The 17,974-nt window shown below is 37.1% G+C and carries 12 protein-coding genes and 3 pseudogenes; 7 read left to right on the top strand and 8 right to left on the bottom strand.

Annotated elements, in window-relative coordinates:
- Positions 1-365: 365 nt before the first annotated feature.
- Both CEV08_RS05220 and CEV08_RS05215 read right to left on the bottom strand, forming a co-directional pair.
- A complete protein-coding gene (locus CEV08_RS05220; protein ID WP_245407044.1) occupies positions 366-1,538 on the bottom strand; it encodes an MFS transporter in 1,173 nt (390 codons plus the stop codon).
- A 25-nt stretch (positions 1,539-1,563) separates the two neighbouring features.
- Positions 1,564-1,779, bottom strand: a complete 216-nt coding sequence (locus CEV08_RS05215; RefSeq protein ID WP_100130661.1) for a hypothetical protein — start codon at positions 1,777-1,779, stop codon at positions 1,564-1,566.
- A gap of 565 nt (positions 1,780-2,344) precedes the next feature.
- Here CEV08_RS05215 and CEV08_RS05210 point away from each other — a divergent pair.
- From CEV08_RS05210 to CEV08_RS05195, 3 genes and pseudogenes are all read left to right on the top strand, one after another.
- Positions 2,345-2,731: pseudogene (locus CEV08_RS05210) on the top strand (helix-turn-helix domain-containing protein).
- Between the two features lie 1,273 nt (positions 2,732-4,004).
- On the top strand, positions 4,005-4,385 hold the full coding sequence (locus CEV08_RS05200) for a helix-turn-helix domain-containing protein (RefSeq protein WP_100130659.1): 381 nt from the start codon (positions 4,005-4,007) through the stop codon (positions 4,383-4,385).
- Positions 4,386-5,638: 1,253 nt separating this feature from the next.
- The gene (locus CEV08_RS05195; protein ID WP_100130658.1) at positions 5,639-6,670 is read left to right on the top strand and encodes an aspartate-semialdehyde dehydrogenase; all 1,032 of its coding nucleotides are present in this window, start codon (positions 5,639-5,641) and stop codon (positions 6,668-6,670) included.
- A 437-nt stretch (positions 6,671-7,107) separates the two neighbouring features.
- Here the strand turns inward: CEV08_RS05195 and CEV08_RS05185 are convergent, their stop codons facing one another.
- Both CEV08_RS05185 and CEV08_RS05180 read right to left on the bottom strand, forming a co-directional pair.
- Entirely contained in the window at positions 7,108-7,296 is a 189-nt protein-coding gene (locus tag CEV08_RS05185) for a hypothetical protein (protein WP_245407043.1), read from the bottom strand.
- Positions 7,297-7,768: 472 nt separating this feature from the next.
- Positions 7,769-8,407, bottom strand: coding sequence for an SH3 domain-containing protein (locus CEV08_RS05180; RefSeq protein WP_100130656.1), 639 nt, complete (start codon positions 8,405-8,407; stop codon positions 7,769-7,771).
- Between the two features lie 538 nt (positions 8,408-8,945).
- On the opposite strand from CEV08_RS05180, the gene CEV08_RS05175 reads away from it, so the two are divergent.
- From CEV08_RS05175 to CEV08_RS05165, 3 genes are read left to right on the top strand one after another with little or no spacing between them, the layout of a single operon-like run.
- Positions 8,946-9,764 carry a MetQ/NlpA family ABC transporter substrate-binding protein gene (locus CEV08_RS05175; protein ID WP_100130655.1) on the top strand — a complete coding sequence of 273 codons (819 nt, stop codon included), beginning with the start codon at positions 8,946-8,948 and terminating at the stop codon, positions 9,762-9,764.
- 27 nt (positions 9,765-9,791) lie between these two features.
- Positions 9,792-10,826, top strand: coding sequence for a methionine ABC transporter ATP-binding protein (locus CEV08_RS05170; protein ID WP_100130654.1), 1,035 nt, complete (start codon positions 9,792-9,794; stop codon positions 10,824-10,826).
- Positions 10,819-11,478, top strand: a complete 660-nt coding sequence (locus CEV08_RS05165) for a methionine ABC transporter permease (protein WP_100130653.1) — start codon at positions 10,819-10,821, stop codon at positions 11,476-11,478. Before CEV08_RS05170 ends, CEV08_RS05165 begins: the two co-directional genes overlap by 8 nt.
- A 182-nt stretch (positions 11,479-11,660) precedes the next feature.
- On the opposite strand, the pseudogene CEV08_RS05160 reads toward CEV08_RS05165, so the two are convergent.
- The 4 genes and pseudogenes from CEV08_RS05160 to CEV08_RS05150 form a co-directional block, all read right to left on the bottom strand.
- Positions 11,661-11,916, bottom strand: a pseudogene (locus CEV08_RS05160) (homoserine dehydrogenase); the annotation flags it as partial.
- A gap of 69 nt (positions 11,917-11,985) precedes the next feature.
- Entirely contained in the window at positions 11,986-12,120 is a 135-nt protein-coding gene (locus CEV08_RS10135) for a hypothetical protein (RefSeq protein ID WP_280951724.1), read from the bottom strand.
- 871 nt (positions 12,121-12,991) lie between these two features.
- Positions 12,992-13,565, bottom strand: a pseudogene (locus CEV08_RS09950) (hypothetical protein); the annotation flags it as partial.
- A 469-nt stretch (positions 13,566-14,034) separates the two neighbouring features.
- The gene (locus CEV08_RS05150) at positions 14,035-14,514 is read right to left on the bottom strand and encodes a MaoC family dehydratase (RefSeq protein WP_100130652.1); all 480 of its coding nucleotides are present in this window, start codon (positions 14,512-14,514) and stop codon (positions 14,035-14,037) included.
- 161 nt (positions 14,515-14,675) lie between these two features.
- Here CEV08_RS05150 and CEV08_RS05145 point away from each other — a divergent pair, with 161 nt between their 5' ends.
- On the top strand, positions 14,676-16,004 hold the full coding sequence (locus CEV08_RS05145) for an NAD(P)H-dependent oxidoreductase (protein ID WP_100130651.1): 1,329 nt from the start codon (positions 14,676-14,678) through the stop codon (positions 16,002-16,004).
- Positions 16,005-17,974: the final 1,970 nt, after the last annotated feature.

Below are 17,974 nucleotides of genomic sequence, written 5' to 3'. Positions count from 1 at the left end.
TGTTTTAGAAGTCTTTGTCTTGATTAAAAAACTGAACATAACAAATTTGATCGTGGAAATCATCGTGCTCTACCATCGATTATCCATCAACAAGAGTGCGATCAATAAAAACAGTTTAAAAAAGCTTTGAACAAAATTTTAAAGCAGAAAAACACACACCATCGAAAAAAAATAATAGAGCAGTGCGTGTTACGCATTTTTCATCTTTTGCTTAAAACTTCAAAAGAACACCAGGTCAGTGGTCAAAATACCCCCCGCCTTAAAGTTTTCCATGCCTGATATCACACAACTCAAAGAGCGGTGGTGCATATATAGGATAAAATACGTGTTTCATTGATGAGCCAATCATTCACAAGAAACAGCAATCATTTTGAAGAAACAATTGACAAAGAACTGTTCACCAACATCCTGATCCCCAATAAACAGCATAATCCAACCACGCCAGAAAGAAGAAATAACTTACCCGAAGAAGTATGGCTTAAAACAAATGCTCCCATAAATGGTGCCCCCAACATCGCTAAATTTTGTATAGACTGCACCCATCCGGAAGCGACCCCAATTTGTTCATTGAAATTGGTTACCAGATAAATGTTAGAAGATATGGAAAAGCGCGCACTGACCATTCCAATAAGGAAAAAACAGAGCAACAAAGTTTCGATATGGAGTAAATCAAAGTAAAAAAAACACACCGAGATCATGACAAAACAAACCATTGTCGACATGGCTGGCATTAATAACTCCGATATTTTTCCTGTAAGGGGGTTATGCTTTGATTTTTTCACACGCCAAAACCCATAGAGAAAATTACCAATTGCTGAAGCGGATATCAGCATCCCAAGAGCTTGTTTATTCATTTTCATTGCGTTGAGAATAACGGGCAACTGATTATTCACCATAAAGATTATGGCAAAATAAATGAACATCACCCCCACATAGGCATACCAAGCTGTCCCATAAAGCCTCTGCTGTAGTTTCATGGTGTTCGCTTTTTTCATTCTTAGCATTGAGACAGGTTGTGTACCAAGACAACAAAACACGATAAAGCCTAGGAATGTCAAAAAACCAGAAAATAATAAAGTATAGGTATCTGATAAAAGCACAGACAGAGCACTTCCCAAAGCAGGTCCGATCATTTTTGCTGCGCTATTGATCATGTTAAGCACAGAATAGTAATGGTTGCGTTCTTTTTCAAGGACAGAATTTGCACTGAGAACAGAAATTGCTGGAATAGCGATACTATTGAATGTCGCTCGAATGACTGCCAATATAATAAATCCTTGCAGACTCGTAGCCATCAATAAAACGATAGTACACAGTGCCCGTAACAGCAGTGACGCACGCAACCAATAGATCATAGAACGGTGACTGACCAACATTCCAATTGGCTTAGACAAAACGATTCCAGGTAATAATGTTGCCGCCCCAATCAAAGCAACATCATATTGATCAGCTTTCCAGTAAAACACGGATAGGGTCAAAATCACGATATAATCAATCCAGCCCCCAAATGACACGATACCATCACCCAGTAAAAGCACCCGCAAGCGATTTTTATTGCTGCATTTACTTGCGCCAAAATACGGCTCCTACTTTTTCGTCAATAAAGCTGATTAGATTATTGTTTCTTTTTTGCACCCTAAAAGCATCAAGAATTTCTTGCACCCTAAAGGCATCAAGGAACTTTTTGCAACGTAGCAATTGATCATCATCAATGATAACAAAACCAGCCGTACTCCTTACAGTGCATAGCAGCAAAGCAGTTATAATGATTTCATTCATGGACTCCCCCTCTATTTTTCAGTTTTTAAAGTTTAAGCACAATTTAAAAATTCTGCGATGCCATAGATTTTTCACCCCCAACAATGCCAGACAAAATCATGTTGCCATAACTGTCTCCACAATTAAGATACCAAAGTGGATAAATTTGCTATCAATATTTGAATAGTTTAATATATTTTCTTTGTAAGATTCCCCACTATTTGGGTCTCTTCCGTAAATCAACAGCCTTCTATTATATCTTCCTTACCCTTTTTACAATATATGGTTGTAGCGTTATACACGCAATTAAGTGTTATAGAAATATTTTCATTTTTCTTGCCAATCTTCTGAAATTACTTTATTATTTAAAAGATATTTTGATCGTCTACGCACCGATCAAAAGGGATTAAAGGTCCTAAGCTCTAGCGTACAATTGAACCCACTGTTGTGGGGGTCCCGGGATTCCGGGAGATTTTGCACTGTCCAGGTGCGCCCTAGCACTAAAAGCAAAAAGCTGAGTCAAGTCAGTGTTTTCAAACTCCCGGAATACTAACGCGAGGGCGCTCGCAACTGGAGGGGGTGCAAAGTGCCAACTAAAAATCCAAATTTTATTGACATTTCAATAGGCAAAAGAATTCGTCACAGACGTATTTCAATGGGGCTTTCTCAAAAGGCATTAGGAAACACTTTAGGTGTCAGTTTCCAACAAATCCAAAAATATGAAAAAGGTTTAAATCGTGTCAGCGCAAAATGTTTGCTAGAAATCGCTCAAAAACTGCAAGTGCCGATAAGCTTTTTTTATGCCGATCTCTTAACAGCGAATATTGCCACAAAAGAAGATCTGGTCTCAGAAAACAATCCCTCATACCATGATCAAAACATCTCCAACGAAAAAGAATATCTGCTTTAAAAAAACTTTAGAGAGCTTAAGCCTAAAAAGCAGAAAGCAATCTTGTGTTTGATCTCTGATTAAGCAAAAGCGCGCCTTTATAATTTTTAAAGAATCTTTCCCTACAAGACGCGCTTTTTTATAACGGATAAAAAACTATTGAAAGGATTCACGCTAAAAAAGTTGTACATAAAAGAACTTTTTTGATTTTCTCCTTCAACATCGACAACAATAAATTGTTCTTATATGTCAATGTTTTTTGTAGGAAGCATCATCATCAAACGCTCTTTCTTTTTCAAAACAAAGGCTTCACACGGAAAGTGAAACATCTAAAAAGGCTCATCTCTGATGATGATAAACCTCTCCAGAAAATGACCTAGATAATTTTCAAAATTTTAAATTAATCCCTCTAGAAGTATTAAAGACACTTTGAGAGGTACCAAAATGAATACAAAGGTTTATTTAATACAAAGATAACAAAATCAAGAACCCCCAATTTTATCGTTAATGCGCGCTAAAAAAACGATAAGCTCAGTCTCCTCTCTCTACCACCCTTCATACTATGCCTCTTGTACGCACCACCCGAAGCTGTCCGTACTCATTCTCTCCATTCTTCCGCTTCTCGAGTCAACATACCCTCTCCTTCTCTCAGCTTTCCCCTCCATCCGCAGGATTTTCTCCTCCTCTCTATCCATCCTCCATTCCTTCTCTTTTCTCCACATTCCACGCCATGCCAAAAAACACACAATGGCATAAATCCTCCGCATCATTTTACAGATTCACATTTTTACGCTTTTACGTCTTTACAGAAATAAGCCAAACAAAAATTTTCACACACACCACTGGGTAAACAGCCGCTCTGTAAACGACAATCCAACGTCTTATCCAGCAAATTGTACTTGAACAACCACCTCTCCCACTCTCAAAGGACCGTACTTCAAAAGGCTCCCCCCTAAAATATTCCACATACTCTCTCACAAAAAGCTCCTTATTGATATGTTTGAAGGTCCCTCAACGGGCATATCCTTGCCTCTCATGGCCCCCTCTCACCCCAACTCAAACGCTCTTATTTTCAGCATAACAAAATAAAAATATGTTCATTTTTCTTGCCAATCTTCTGAAATTACTTTATCACTTAAAAGATATTTTGATCGTCTACGCACCGATCAAAAGGGATTAAAGGTCCTAAACCCTAGCGTAAAAATAGACCCACTCTTGTGGGTGTTTCGGGATTCCGGGAGTTTTTGCTATGTCCAAGTGCTTTTCAGCACTAAAAGCAAAAAAACTGACTAGGGTTCAGTACCTTTAACTCCCGGAATACCAACGCGAGGACGCTCGCAACCGGAGGGGGTGCAAAGTGCCAACTAAAAATCCACATGTTTACGATATTTCTTTGGGCAAGAAAATTCGCTTTAGAAGAGAAATCAAGGGGGTTTCTCAAAAACAATTGGGGAATCATTTGGGGATAACCTTCCAACAAATCCAAAAGTATGAAAAAGGTTTAAATCGCGTAAGTGCAAGGTATTTACAAGAAATTACTGAGAGGCTCGATGTTCCTATTTCCTTCTTTTTCGCGGATAGTGCAAAAAAAGAAGAGAGCCTCTATTGTTATAATGACAAAATATCGAGCAAAGCAGAATTTTTACTTTTGAAAAATTTCAGAATCCTTACCCGTAAAAAACAAAGAGCAATCTTGCAATTGATTTCTGATGAAAAAAATCACCCCTTCTTTTTATGAATTCACTGAAAGCGATAACCAATGTCTTTAATAACTTTAATTTGACTATCGCTCTACACTTTAAAGGATAAAGGTTTTTAAACTCATCTATTCTTTAAATAACCCAATTTTAGTGGTTTCAACTTAAAGATACCCCATTGATTTATAATAATATAACGTTATTCATATTGAATTGACAATATCGTAAATTTTTCTCATTTCAAATTTGTTCTATATTAAATCAATCAAAATCACCTATTTGCACATTACAAACAGAGTTGGTGTGTAAAGAAAAACTATACAAGAAAGGATGCAAAATGCCTCTTAATCGTCTTAATGCCAAGGTATGTATAGGAACTGGTAAAGTATAGATGATTCCTCTCTTTTTTATGAAGTATAAAGATGATGCTTCTTAATTATTTCATAAAAGCTCTATCGTTCCATTTGCTTTTCACTCATATGAGACGCTTACACAAAAGGCTTGACAAACGAGCCTAAGAATCTTCACCACGTACGAAAAAAACACATCTATTAAGAAATCTGACATACCTTATACGACCATAGCTCAAATAAAGTATTTTATGGCATAAAAAGATAAAGTAAAAACAGACACAAAAAAACAATAGCTGTGTAGCGTTTATAAGAATTTGTTTATACAGTAGATACTCGAATTTATCTCGTTGTGTCGTCAATCTTTTTATTTGGGTTATAAAAATGTGAGGCACACACGCCTTCTTGAAATATTCAAATGTTTTCCAAATACCAAACATCTTTAGAATGCATGTTAAATATTGTTAGACTTTCTTGTTGACCTTTATTTAAATGAAGAGTGAAAAGCCAAGTGGAAGCTGCTAGAGTTGAGCTGTTCAAAGAGCGAAGAGGAAACCTCATCTTTAAAGGCGTAAGAAGGAAAGTAAAAAATTGCATATTTAACCAATAAAAGATAAAACAAATCTTCCAACGCGATGCACCATAGCATCTTTTAAAAAATGCAAAAGAGTAAAGAGAAACAATTGACAGAAGAGTAAGAATTCACTTAAGTGCTCTCTCAAAGAGCATGAAACTTAGCATAAAATATTCAATTTTTTCAATTCTGAAAGATTAAAAAGACCGTATTATTTGAAATAAAACAATTTATTTGTGCTCGTGATTATGATTGCTGTGCACAAAACGGGATTGTTGAAGATATAATTTATGATTGTTTCTTGACCACTCACTCTCTCTTGAGTATAGCGCGGGGAATAGATGTGGAGAGACACGAAGGAGTATAGAAAATGAGTTTTAAAGTTGCAATTGTCGGCGCAACAGGAAATGTTGGTCGTGAAATGCTTACAATTTTAGAAGAGCGTGGTTTTCCTGCGCATGAAATTGTTCCTTTAGCATCACGGCGTTCTTTAGGACAAGAAGTTTCTTATGGAGATAAAACTTTAAAAGTAAAAGCACTGGATACTTACGATTTTTCTGATACAGATTTGTGTCTTATGTCTGCGGGGGGAAGCATTTCTAAAGAATATGCCCCTAAAATCGCCGCAGCCGGCTGTGTCGTCATCGATAATTCCTCCACATGGCGCTATGATGCCAATGTTCCCTTAATTGTCCCTGAAGTCAATGCTGAAGCTGTAAGTGCCTTTTCTAAGCGTAATATTATAGCCAATCCTAATTGTTCAACAATTCAACTGGTGTTAGCTTTAAAACCTCTCCATGATGCTGCCACCATTAAACGTGTTGTTCTCTCTACATATCAATCGGTTTCTGGAGCTGGTAAAGAAGGAATGGACGAGCTTTTCGAACAATCACGCGCCGTTTTTGTTGCTGATCCAATTACATCAAAAAAATTCACCAAGCGCATTGCCTTTAATGTCATTCCCCATATCGATATTTTCATGGAAGATGGTTATACAAAAGAAGAATGGAAAATGACGGCTGAAACGAAAAAAATTCTCGATCCGAAAATTAAATTAACAGCCACTGCTGTTCGGGTTCCTGTCTTTATCGGTCATGCAGAAGCTGTCCATGTTGAATTTGAAAAACCACTCAGTGCATCTGCAGCACAAGCGCTTCTCCGCGATGCCCCCGGTTGTCAGCTTATCGATAAACACGAAGATGGCGGCTATACCACACCTTATGAATGTACAGGAGAAGATGACACCTTTATTAGCCGTGTTCGTGAAGATATCACCGTTGAAAATGGTTTAGCTTTCTGGGTTGTCGCTGATAATTTAAGAAAAGGAGCCGCATTAAATGCTGTTCAAATTGCTGAATTGCTTATTTCTCGTAATTTGATAAAGTCTAAGTCGAACAATTAATCATTTCTCTATTTAAAAAAACAAAGCGCCTTACAAAGCCAATCTTGTTACTTTTCAATCAACGTCAAAACTTAACGCAGCAGCATGTTTAAAAAAGATTGAGACGATTCAATGCTTGCTCTGCTGCTGTAGCTTTTATATGCCGGGTAGAGGAATTAAGGATCTTGCATATCTGTTGTTTGTGTGATCTCTGAAACGAGGAGTTAGTCTAATTTGAGAAGAGTATAGAGTTTTAAAGTGGAAACCAACTTCCATCTTTGCCATCATTCTTTAGCTCAGCTTTATGACTTTCAAAAGCATCTCAAGCGATATCTTTGAAACAATGGAAATTACGCATTACCTCACGCTTTTGTTTATTGCGTTCTTTAATAGGATCACAAATGGAGTCACACCTCTCCCGAAGAACAAAGCGCCCCAAACAGAATATAGTTTTGTTATTAATTCACGTGTTTCTTTGTAAAGAGACATTTCGTTTCTAATCTCATTTCGCGATAGCGCCCATGATAGAGTATAACAATCAAGCCATTAAGACCCCCATCTTGATGCTTATGGAGGAGAAAACCAGCACCATCACACACTTTGCCAATCCCCAATATTGCAACATCTTTTGCATTGAAACGATTCATAAGAGGCACTCTTAATCCTTGATCTTATACAATTTCACCTACACACAAGCTTTGCTTTTGACATGCAAGTCAATAATTTTGATTGTTTTAAGATAAACAAGTTTGAAATGAGGAAATCATACGATCTTTAGTGTTCTAATTTAATATAAATAACACTAAATTGTCTTTATAAATTAATATATTAGCTGTAAAAATTTCAGATTCTTTAAGCAACGTCCATCTCCCTCCATCCTAAAAGAGAGTATTTCAGGACATTAGCAAATTCTACCACGAATATTCTTAAACTTTCTCTTTTAAAGAACAAAGATCTCTCTCTGCACCGTTCTCTGCACAATCGTTCTTTTTAAGTCGATTCCTACCAATCGCCCTCTTGCTGCTGCTTTACAATATGAACAAAATCAACAGCATAAAGCATTTTTTGCTTCATGCTGCTGTACTTTTTGTCATCCCTGTTGTGAGATTCACTTTATCCCTATGGAGCTGGATAGGTCACAACACGGTAACGCGTTTCATTGCGTTCAAAATTTTTATAATTGACATCATCAGGAAAGATCGGATTATAAGCATTTACGCGCTTTACAGAAACGCCTTGTGCGTTTGGAGACGGATTTAAAATTGTCCGTTCATCTCTTTTTTTGACACCTGTGGAATCGATAATCACATCTGTTGTGTAAAGTTTTTGCATGTTTTTGTGTGTTTTTTGCATGGCCGGAAGAGCTTTAAAATCAGAAACAGCCTGTTTTACTTTTTCCTTTGGTGATTTTATCATGGAATGTGATTTTACAGGCATCTTTGTAAAAGCAATGGTAGGAACATTGGTGACATTGACATAACGTGCAGATGCCCAACCAACTTTTCCATGATAACCAAGAGAACACCAAGTTTTATTGGATAGGCAGCCATAAATTTGCACTTTTTCTCCCATTGGAACCATTGTAATCACTTTATAAGCTGTCGCAGGACCTGTGCGTAAAGATACCTGACCTGATGCAACACGAGCAACGGTTCCAATAATGGCCCCAGCTTGCGCGTGAGAAGCAGTCATTGCCACCCCTGACGCTCCTAAAGCCCATAAAGTCATCATTGTTGATAAAAAATTCTTTCTTAACATTATTTTTCTTCCTCTCTAACATTTGAAGGGCAAAATATTCACCTATGCAAAAGTTTGCCGAGTTTAAATCTGGTAATCATCACCTTTATCCTCCCCAAAAGGACCAGCAACATTGCAACAAAATCTCTCTTATTGCCTCCACCCCTCTACACGGACACAGCCTCTTGATCTTGATTGCGTAATATGTTCCTTATAAATTGACGACTAAAACAATCATCTGATTGCTTAACTCTTCAACCAATCATTCTCTTAAAGAAGTTTTTAAAGTGTCATTGGTTCCCTCAACAAATCATTACAATAGAAGAATTAATTGTCTAAATTTCAGAAAATTTCTATGAACAAATGGTGATGTTTCCCCAAAACTGCCGAAAATGGAGAGAAAAAGAATACTCTTTTTAAAATAAAAGTGATTGAATATTCTCTAAATCTTGTATAGTTTTGGGTCTTCTTAAAAAAATACAGAGTATATTGAAGCTTCCCTCAAGAAATCTCTTATAAAAGCCTAAAAAAATCTCTTATAAAAGAAAGTTAAAAGCACATGACATTAAAATTTTTTTCTCGTAGTCGTCTTAGAGGATTATTTCTCTCTCTCTTGGCACTTTTTTTGTCTACTGCTTTTTCCATGGCTGCTGACAAAACAAAAATCAAACTTGGTATTATGGAAGGACGGGATGCGATTATCTGGAAAATCGCTGCTGAACAGGCTAAAAAAGCCGGCTTAGATATTGAACTCGTTTATTTTTCTGATTACGCTTTGCCTAACGACGCTGTTAACGCAGGAGAGATCGATGCAAATGCTTTTCAGCACGCCCCTTATCTTAATGAACAAATGAAACAACGTGGCTATAAACTTTCAATTGTCGGCTATACATTTATTGCTCCAATCGGCGTTTATTCACACAAAATTAAAGACTTAAAAGATCTGCGTGATGGTGCACATGTTGGTATTCCTAACGACCCATCGAATGGTGGAAGAGCCTTACTTCTTCTCAATTCTTTAGGTCTGATTAAGTTAAAAGATCCTCATAATATTCTTGCCTCTCCCCTTGATATTATTGAAAATCCTAAAAACTTGCAAATTCGTGAGCTCGATGCCGGTATGCTCGGGCGTGCAATCGACGATTTTGATATTGCCATTGTAAATACAAACTGGGCGATTGTTTCCGGATTAAGCTCCGAAAAAGATGTGGTCGCATGGGAAAGCGCAAAAAATAATCCTTATGATAATATCATCGTTGTACGCACGAGCGAAAAAGATGAACCATGGGTTAAAAAGTTAGTTGCCGCTTATAACAACGATCTTATCCGTGCAAAAATCAAAGAGATTTTTGGCAAAACCGCCCAAACATCTTGGTAATTGTGCCAAATATCTCGGTAATTGTTAATGGAAAAACCTACGCTTATCTCCTTAAAAAACATCAGCCGTTGTTTTAACAAAACGGCTGGTGTTCCGGTAATTAATAATCTTTCTTTAAATATCCATGCTGGTGAAATCCTTGGCATTATTGGACGCAGTGGCGCAGGAAAATCGACACTTATTCGCTGTTTAAATGGGTTAGAAAAGATTGATGCTGGGTCCATTTCTTTTGAAGATGTTGATATTTCAAATTTATCAGAGATGGAATGGGCGCCTTACCGTCAACGGATTGGAATGATTTTTCAACATTTCAATCTTCTCTCTTCGCAAAATATTCTTGATAACATTGCATTGCCGCTTAAATTAAGTGGTGTTAGTAAAAAACAACGCCACAAACGTGCCCTTGAACTCATTGAATTGGTTGGGTTAGATGGGAAGGAATATTGCTATCCGGCACAATTATCAGGAGGGCAAAAACAACGCGTTGGGATTGCCCGTGCTCTAGCCGCTAATCCTAAAATATTGTTATCCGATGAAGCAACTTCTGCTCTTGATCCGGAAACAACACAATCTATTTTAGAGCTCCTTGCAGATATTAACAAACGCCTCAATCTCACGATTGTACTCATTACCCATGAAATGGAAGTTGTGCGCACCATAGCGCATCGCGTCGTTGTTCTTAATCAAGGGCACATTGTAGAAGAAGGACGTGTGAAAGACATCTTTACATCACCGCAAGATGATACAACCATCGCCATGCTCAAACTTGTCACCCCGCAACTTCCTGAAAAATTTGCGAAAAATCTCAAGAACATAGGACAAGAAGCTGTCATTGAAATCAATATTGCAGGTGAAATTGCCCAGCAACCTTTTCTTCATCTTCTAGAAAATGAGAGTGGTTTAAAAGCACGTATTTTGCATGGTGGTATTGATACCGTTCAAGATGAAACCATCGGGCGACTCTTCTTGGCGCTTCCTGGAGAAAATAAAGAAGCTTTAGAAAAAGCTGTTCAATGGTTAACGAAAAAAGGACGATATTGTGAGGTATTAGGCTATGTTTAATGTTTTGACTCATGAACTTCCCCAAGCTGTTATTGATACAATATTGATGACACTGAGTGCTTCTTTTATGGCATTTATTATAGGGCTTCCCCTTGGTCTTCTTCTTCATACAACAGCACGCGGAGGGATTTTTGCCTCATGTCTCATCAATCGTCCTTTAAGCATGATCGTTGATAGTATTCGTGCTATTCCCTTTATTATTCTTGCATTTTATCTTCTTCCCGTTACGCGTATCGTTGTAGGAAGAGGGATAGGAATGCCTGCTGTAATTTTTATACTTATCATTTCAGCAACTCCTTTTTATGCACGCATGGCAGAACTCGCTTTTAAAACCGTTGAAAAAGGTCTCATTGAAGCAATCCGCTCTATGGGTGCAAGCCGTCTTCAAATTATCCGATATGTTCTTATTCCTGAAGCTCTCCCTAGCCTAATTACAGGTTTTACAGTCATGGTCATTTCTCTCATAGGCGCCACCTCACTTGCCGGATATCTTGGTGGAGGCGGTTTAGGAGACATGGCAATCCGCTATGGCTATCAACGCTATAATACCTTTATCATGACCATCGTCATCATTCTTTTGATTGTCCTCAATATTACAACCCAATGGACTTCTGATAAAATCGTACAAAAACTTGATAAAACAAAGCATTAAAAGACTTAGAATTTCACGGGCTTGTATTATTACCCTCTTTGCCACTTCTAAAGTACAACACCTCGCAAGTAGAAACACCTATTGGGCGATTTGAAAACGCCCATAAAAAGCCAAGCCGTTTTCTCTTTTCTTAAGTGAATTTATCGACATAAGCCCCCAGTTTGTAACCAAGCAAATAATCTTAATGGCTTCCATGCAGAAAGTAGGTTCATCACCAGCACCAAGGGTATAAATAAGGCCTCATTTTTCTACCTCATGTTTCAGATACACGCCAATCGTAACATCGGCTTCAACATTCATCATGACAAGATGTTTGTTGTTTTCAAGTGCTTTAAAGCTAATTTCTGCTCCCGCTTCAGGATAACCAGTTGCATCAACGATAATATCAATTTGTTCATGGCGCAAAACAAGGTCAATATCATCTGTTGCCGCAATCAATATAAAAGGAAATGAGAAAGCTTACAACATTCAAAATTCTCTCTCACCATAAAACGATAAATTATCATATTAAACCACTCTATTGATTGCAATCCATCCATAAGCCCACAGCCCCCTCAAAGTGATCAAGCCGACATAACAATCCGCTATAACCCTTAAGGCTATCACACCTCCACCATAACTATGATTAATCACTCTCAACATATGATTGTTTCCTCCCAAAATGTTTGATAGAATACAGGAACATCTCTCCAATTCATTGCCCATCTATTTCTGAACAACCAACAGAGACTATTTAGCCTGAACAACCTCCATCTGTTGGGCCTCTGCTTATACCATTTACATCTTCTTTTCCTAAAGAATCTGAAACGTTTGAAACATTTATCCCTACAGATTCTACGCTCACTACCTTTGCATCAGTTCCACATGAGCCTTCCTCTATACAAACTAGAATCCTTCTGCTGAGCAACCTATATCTGCTGTTCCAGTTAAAACTTCTACGAATGGTTTTATAGCATTATTTTTTTAAACAAAGTTTCTGCTTTAACTTGTGGCTTATACACCAATATCTAGACCAAATGCGACAGCCTATTTTAAAGACATATTGAGGGGGATAAAATCTCTAAACACTGTTCCTGCCTTTGTATACCAAAGTGCAAGCGAGCCTCTTGCATAACTTCGTAGACATAATTTCTAAAATGAAAAAACTGCCTCATTTTGGAAAGAATATTAAAGGCGTAAAGGTGCAAACCAATTACCATCTTTACCATCATTTTTTAATTCAGCTTTACGATTTTCAAAAACATCTAAATCAATATCCTTTAAAGAATGGAGATTACGCATTGCCCCACGCTTTTCATTTATCACACTCTTTAATGAGATCACAACCTGCTCATAAAAACAGAATACCCCAAACGGAATAGACTTGGCTCACATATTCATTGCGCTTGTTTAAAAGAGGCATAAAATCTTCAATTCCATTTCACGACAACATCCGTGAATAGCATAACAGTCACCCCATTGTGCCTTCCATCTTTACGCTTCATAAAAAAGCACGTACCTTTGTTATTGACTATAAATCAACATCTAAACTCAAAGCCGCCGCATATTTGAGATCAACAACGGTTCAGTGCTTTACGCACTGTATCAGCTTTTGTATGCCCAATAGGGGCAAGGGTATTGCGTATCTCTGTTGGATAATCTCTGAAACAAGCAGACAGCCTCATTTTGGAAGAATATTAAAGGCGTAAAGGTACAAACTAATTGCCATCTTTACCATATCCTTTTAATTCAGCTTTACGATTTTCAAAAATCTCTAAAGCAATATCCTTTAAAGAATGGAGATTACGCATTGCCCCACGCTTTTCATTTATCACGCTCTTTAATGGGTTCACGCCCCTCATGCAAAACAAAACGCCATTGATTTGCAATTCACGTAATCTTCATGAAGGAAGTCTTCTTAATCCAGAATACGTTTATTTTTTACGCGTTAGTCTCATATAGAAAAGGAAACGTTATTCCTTAAAGAAACATTTCGCAACACCCCCAAGCCCATCTCATGAGCAGCACCCGTGAAGGGTAGAACAGTAAATCCATTGAACACCTCCATTTTTACGCTTATGAAGTAACCTACCGACACCATCGCACACTTTGCCAGCTCGTGGATGTTGTAAAACAGCCCTTAGCCCTTGAGAGCGTTCATAAGAGCCATTTTTAGTCCTTTCCTAATAGTTTTTTACCCACACACCAACCCAATTTGTAACGTGGAAGCAAATGGGTACTTCAACATAAACAGATTTGAAATGAAAGAATTTTACAATATTTTGGTCTTCTCTCATTTAACATAGAAAACAGTGAAGTATCATTATAAATTAATATCTTGTACAATTTCACGCCATACAGGCTTCCTCGCTTTTAAACGTAGTAAATGAGTGCTTTTAGCTGTTTCAAGATGAAAATAGATTTAGAGTGAGAGAATCTTATGATATTCTAAACTTGCATTTAGGATGAATGACACGAAATTATCATTACAAATCAATACATCTTCAACGCTATCATCGAAGAAAATTCTAATAAGATCGTATAAAAATTCTTATCAAATAAAGCACTCAAATAATCTTAAAGGTTAGAAGATTTTTCTTCCATGACAGCAACAATAAGCCATTGGGCCGTAAGAGCTGGTTTTTTTAACTGTTCCACTTCCACACTCACCCCATAATGGAAAACCACGCGACCAGAAGGGCGAATTTCGGCATCATCTAACACAAAACGTGCACGCACCCGTGCCCCTGTTTTCACAGGGCTCATGAAACGTACTTTATCAAAACCATAATTAATCCCCATTGCAGCCCCTTCTAACTCTGGAAGAGCCTCATAAGCAAGCGTAGATAAAAGCGATAATGTTAAAAAACCATGAGCAATCGTTCCCCCAAAAGGTGTCTTTTTAGCCTTTTCCTCATCAACGTGTATCCATTGATGATCATCTGTAGCGCATGCAAATTGATTAATCATATCCTGTGTAACAAGACGCCATTCCGATAGTCCCATTTCTTTTCCAATAAAAGTCGTAACATCTTGTACTGCGATTTTTTGCTGCATAACGCTATTCCTATTTCATTTGATAAAGCTACCACCCTCTTGCTTTTATAAAACCTATTGATTAGAGCATCAAGAATAAAAGATTAATTGTCTTAAAAACAAATACACCTTATGAATAAGAAATCTTTTTTAACAGAATAGTTTTCAAATGGGAAAAAAGAATGGCAAGCAATGTGAACCTAACAGGTTTAGCGCATGATTTGAAGCAACGTGCAGAAAACCATCCCCCCATCCGTATTGGACTGATTGGTTGTGGTGAAATGGGCACTGATTTATTATCAAGTGTTGCGCATATGGAGGGTATAATAGTCGCTGCCGTAGCCACGAGAACACCGTCGCGTATTTTTGATGCTGCGATACTCGCTTATGACGAAGAAGGACATGTCTGTGAAGTTGAAAATGCTCATGCCCTCACGCAAAGCATTGAAAAAGGTTTGATTGCAGCAACAGATGACATTGACCTTATTTTACGTCATGAACAAATTGATATTATCGTTGATGCAACAGGTTATCCTGAAGCAGGAGCAGAAATTGGCTTCAAAGCGCTTGAAAACAACAAACATCTTGTCATGATGAATGTTGAAGCCGATGTTACGATTGGCGCATATCTGAAACATGAGGCAGAAAAACGGGGACTTATTTATACCCTTGGTGCTGGTGATGAACCTACTTCCTGCATGGAACTTATCGAGTTTGTTTCAGGTCTTGGGCATAGAATTGTTGCAGCGGGAAAGGGAAAAAATAATCCCCTCCTCTTTGATGCCACACCAGATGCTTACGAAGAAGAAGCACGCCGCCGTAATATGAATGTGCGCATGTTGGTTGAATTCATTGATGGTTCAAAAACGATGGTTGAAATGGCAGCCATTGCCAATGCCACTGGACTTCTCCCCGATTGCCCAGGAATGCATGGCCCCCAAGCAGCACTGCAAGATTTAAACAAAGTGCTTATCCCCAAACAAGATGGGGGCATTTTACAGCAATATGGTGTGGTGGATTATTCAATAGGTCAAGGTGTCTCCCCAGGGGTCTTTGTCATTGCAGAAATAGCACACCCACGTTTACGCGAACGTATGGAAGATTTAAAAATGGGGCATGGCCCTTATTTCACCTTTCACCGCCCCTATCATTTAACAGCCATGGAAGTTCCCCTTACCTGCGCACGCGTTATGCTTTATGGCAAAAAAGATATGGTTCCCCTTAGCCACCCAGTCGTGGAAGTCTGTGCTATTGCTAAAAAAGATTTATACCCAGGCGATCAGTTAGATTTTATCGGTCTTTATAGTTATCGCGCTTGGATCATGAACATTGCAGAAGCACGCGCTCACCAAGCTATTCCTTGTGGTCTTTTAGAAAAAGCAACAGTAACAGCTGCAATTAAAAAAAATGAACTCATTACAGTCCATAATACGGCTATTCGTGAAGATCAATGGATTGCGCGTCTTCGTGCCAAACAAGACCTTTTACTTCATTGCCCTTCTCTTGGCTAAGCTATAAATATCCTCTTTTTACCTTAACATAAAAATCCATTGATTGATAATACAAGCTATTGATTTATAATGATAATATAGCGTTATTCAACTTGAATGAGAATCCCCAATAACACAAAATTCTCTTGTTTCAAATCTGCTTATCTTAAATCAATCAAAACTACCCCCTTACACATCATAAGCGGTATGAGTGTATTGATCAAGTGTGTATAAGAAAGGACTAAAAATGGCTCTTATGAACGCTCTCAAGGGCTAAGGGCTGTTTTACAACATCCACGAGCTGGCAAAGTGTATGATGATTCCGGTTTGCTTCTTCATAAGCGTAAAAATGGAGGTGTTCAATGGATTTACTGTTATACCCTTCACAGACCCCGCCCATGAGATGGGCTTAGGTGCGTTGCGAAATGTTTCTTTAAGGAACAACGTTTCCTTTTCTATATGAGACTAACGCGTAAAAAATAAACGTATTCTGGATTAAGAAGACTTCCTTCATGAAGATGTGAATTGCAAATCTTTATACGAAACAAGACCTTGTTCTTGCCCTCTCCTTCATGTATCACCTCCTTATCACCTTGACTTAAACAATATCCTTTCCTAACGTAACAGAACAATCCAAAATATACTTGTATTGCAAATTCAAGTGTCTGTTTTCATAAAAACATTTTCCAACACCGCATATCAGCACCTCTCTCTCACAATAAAGCCTGTAAACACTATAACATAAACCTCTCCATGAGATGGTATAAGATTCATTGTGTATCACTCTCTTTTCGCCATAAAAAATACAAACCGGCATCATCTTTTTATTTTTCAATTCCCAATATTACGACAGCATTTAAGCCTTAAAGATAATTCATGAGAAAATTTTTACCCTTTTCTTAAATAATTTTTACCTATACACGAATGCAACGTGTTATAGGCCAAAAACGCTTTTGATAGCTTCAACGTAAACAGATTTGAAATGATAAATATTTATAAAGCAATGAGTTTTTTAATTGAGTATACTGATTTATAATCATAATTTACGTATATTAGAAGAGAAAATAGAGAGTATTTATTTTGTCTGTTCTTGTTTTACAATATAAAAAAGTTTTAAACTGTATAAATATATTTTTGATGGATAACCTTTATATGAGAGCAGCAAGACAATATGAAAAAACTGATAAAGAGGGTGAAAATGCTAGCCTTATGACGAGAAAATAACTATAAATTATAAAAAGTCAGGTTACATCACTTTGAAAAAGAAAAACATCAATTGCAAAACATTGAACTTTAATCACAGCAATAAAAGATATATTTAGGGTTAAAAATAATGTTTTTTCCATCAAACACAGTATAAGACCCTTCAAATATTGATTTTTTTACATAATGAAATGAAAAAAATGCTTCGACAAATTCAATGAATCTTCTACGAAGATCAGTCTTCTCCTAAAGTGTACGAAATATTCCTAAAAGAGATACAACTGTCCCCAATCTATCTCCCACACATACAGAAACAAGAAGCGAGAAAATGCCTAGCTCCCCCAAAAAGCTAAACCTGAATATGCAGAAACTTTTTCAACTTTCTCAAAAGCAATACCATTTTGTTCCTCAACATCGTGCATAACAGCTCTACCCACAGCTTTAATAACGGCATTATTTTCTGCCGTAGAAACAGTAACTGCTATTTTCTCCTGAATTTTATTTTTTACAAAATTGCATTATCCTCTATAATTTTTACAAAAAATAACAAATAGTGTAAAAGAACATGAACATACTCTGTTTTTAAATATTTTAAAAATATCTTTACTTAAATTTTTGYTTATTTACTGAAATAATTAAGTAATATAAACTCATATAAAGAGTAATACGTTATATATTTACATGTAAATATATAATTTAAATTTTAAAAACAATAAAAACTTATCAAACTTTACAGCAAAATAAACTAATTTTTTAAATTATATATAAACTAATTTTTTAAATTATAT

This window comes from Bartonella tribocorum (assembly GCF_002778015.1).
Classification (GTDB): Bacteria; Pseudomonadota; Alphaproteobacteria; order Rhizobiales; family Rhizobiaceae; genus Bartonella; species Bartonella tribocorum_B.
The sequence above is the reverse complement of the archived record's forward strand: the minus strand, read 5'-3'. Positions and strand labels throughout refer to the sequence as shown.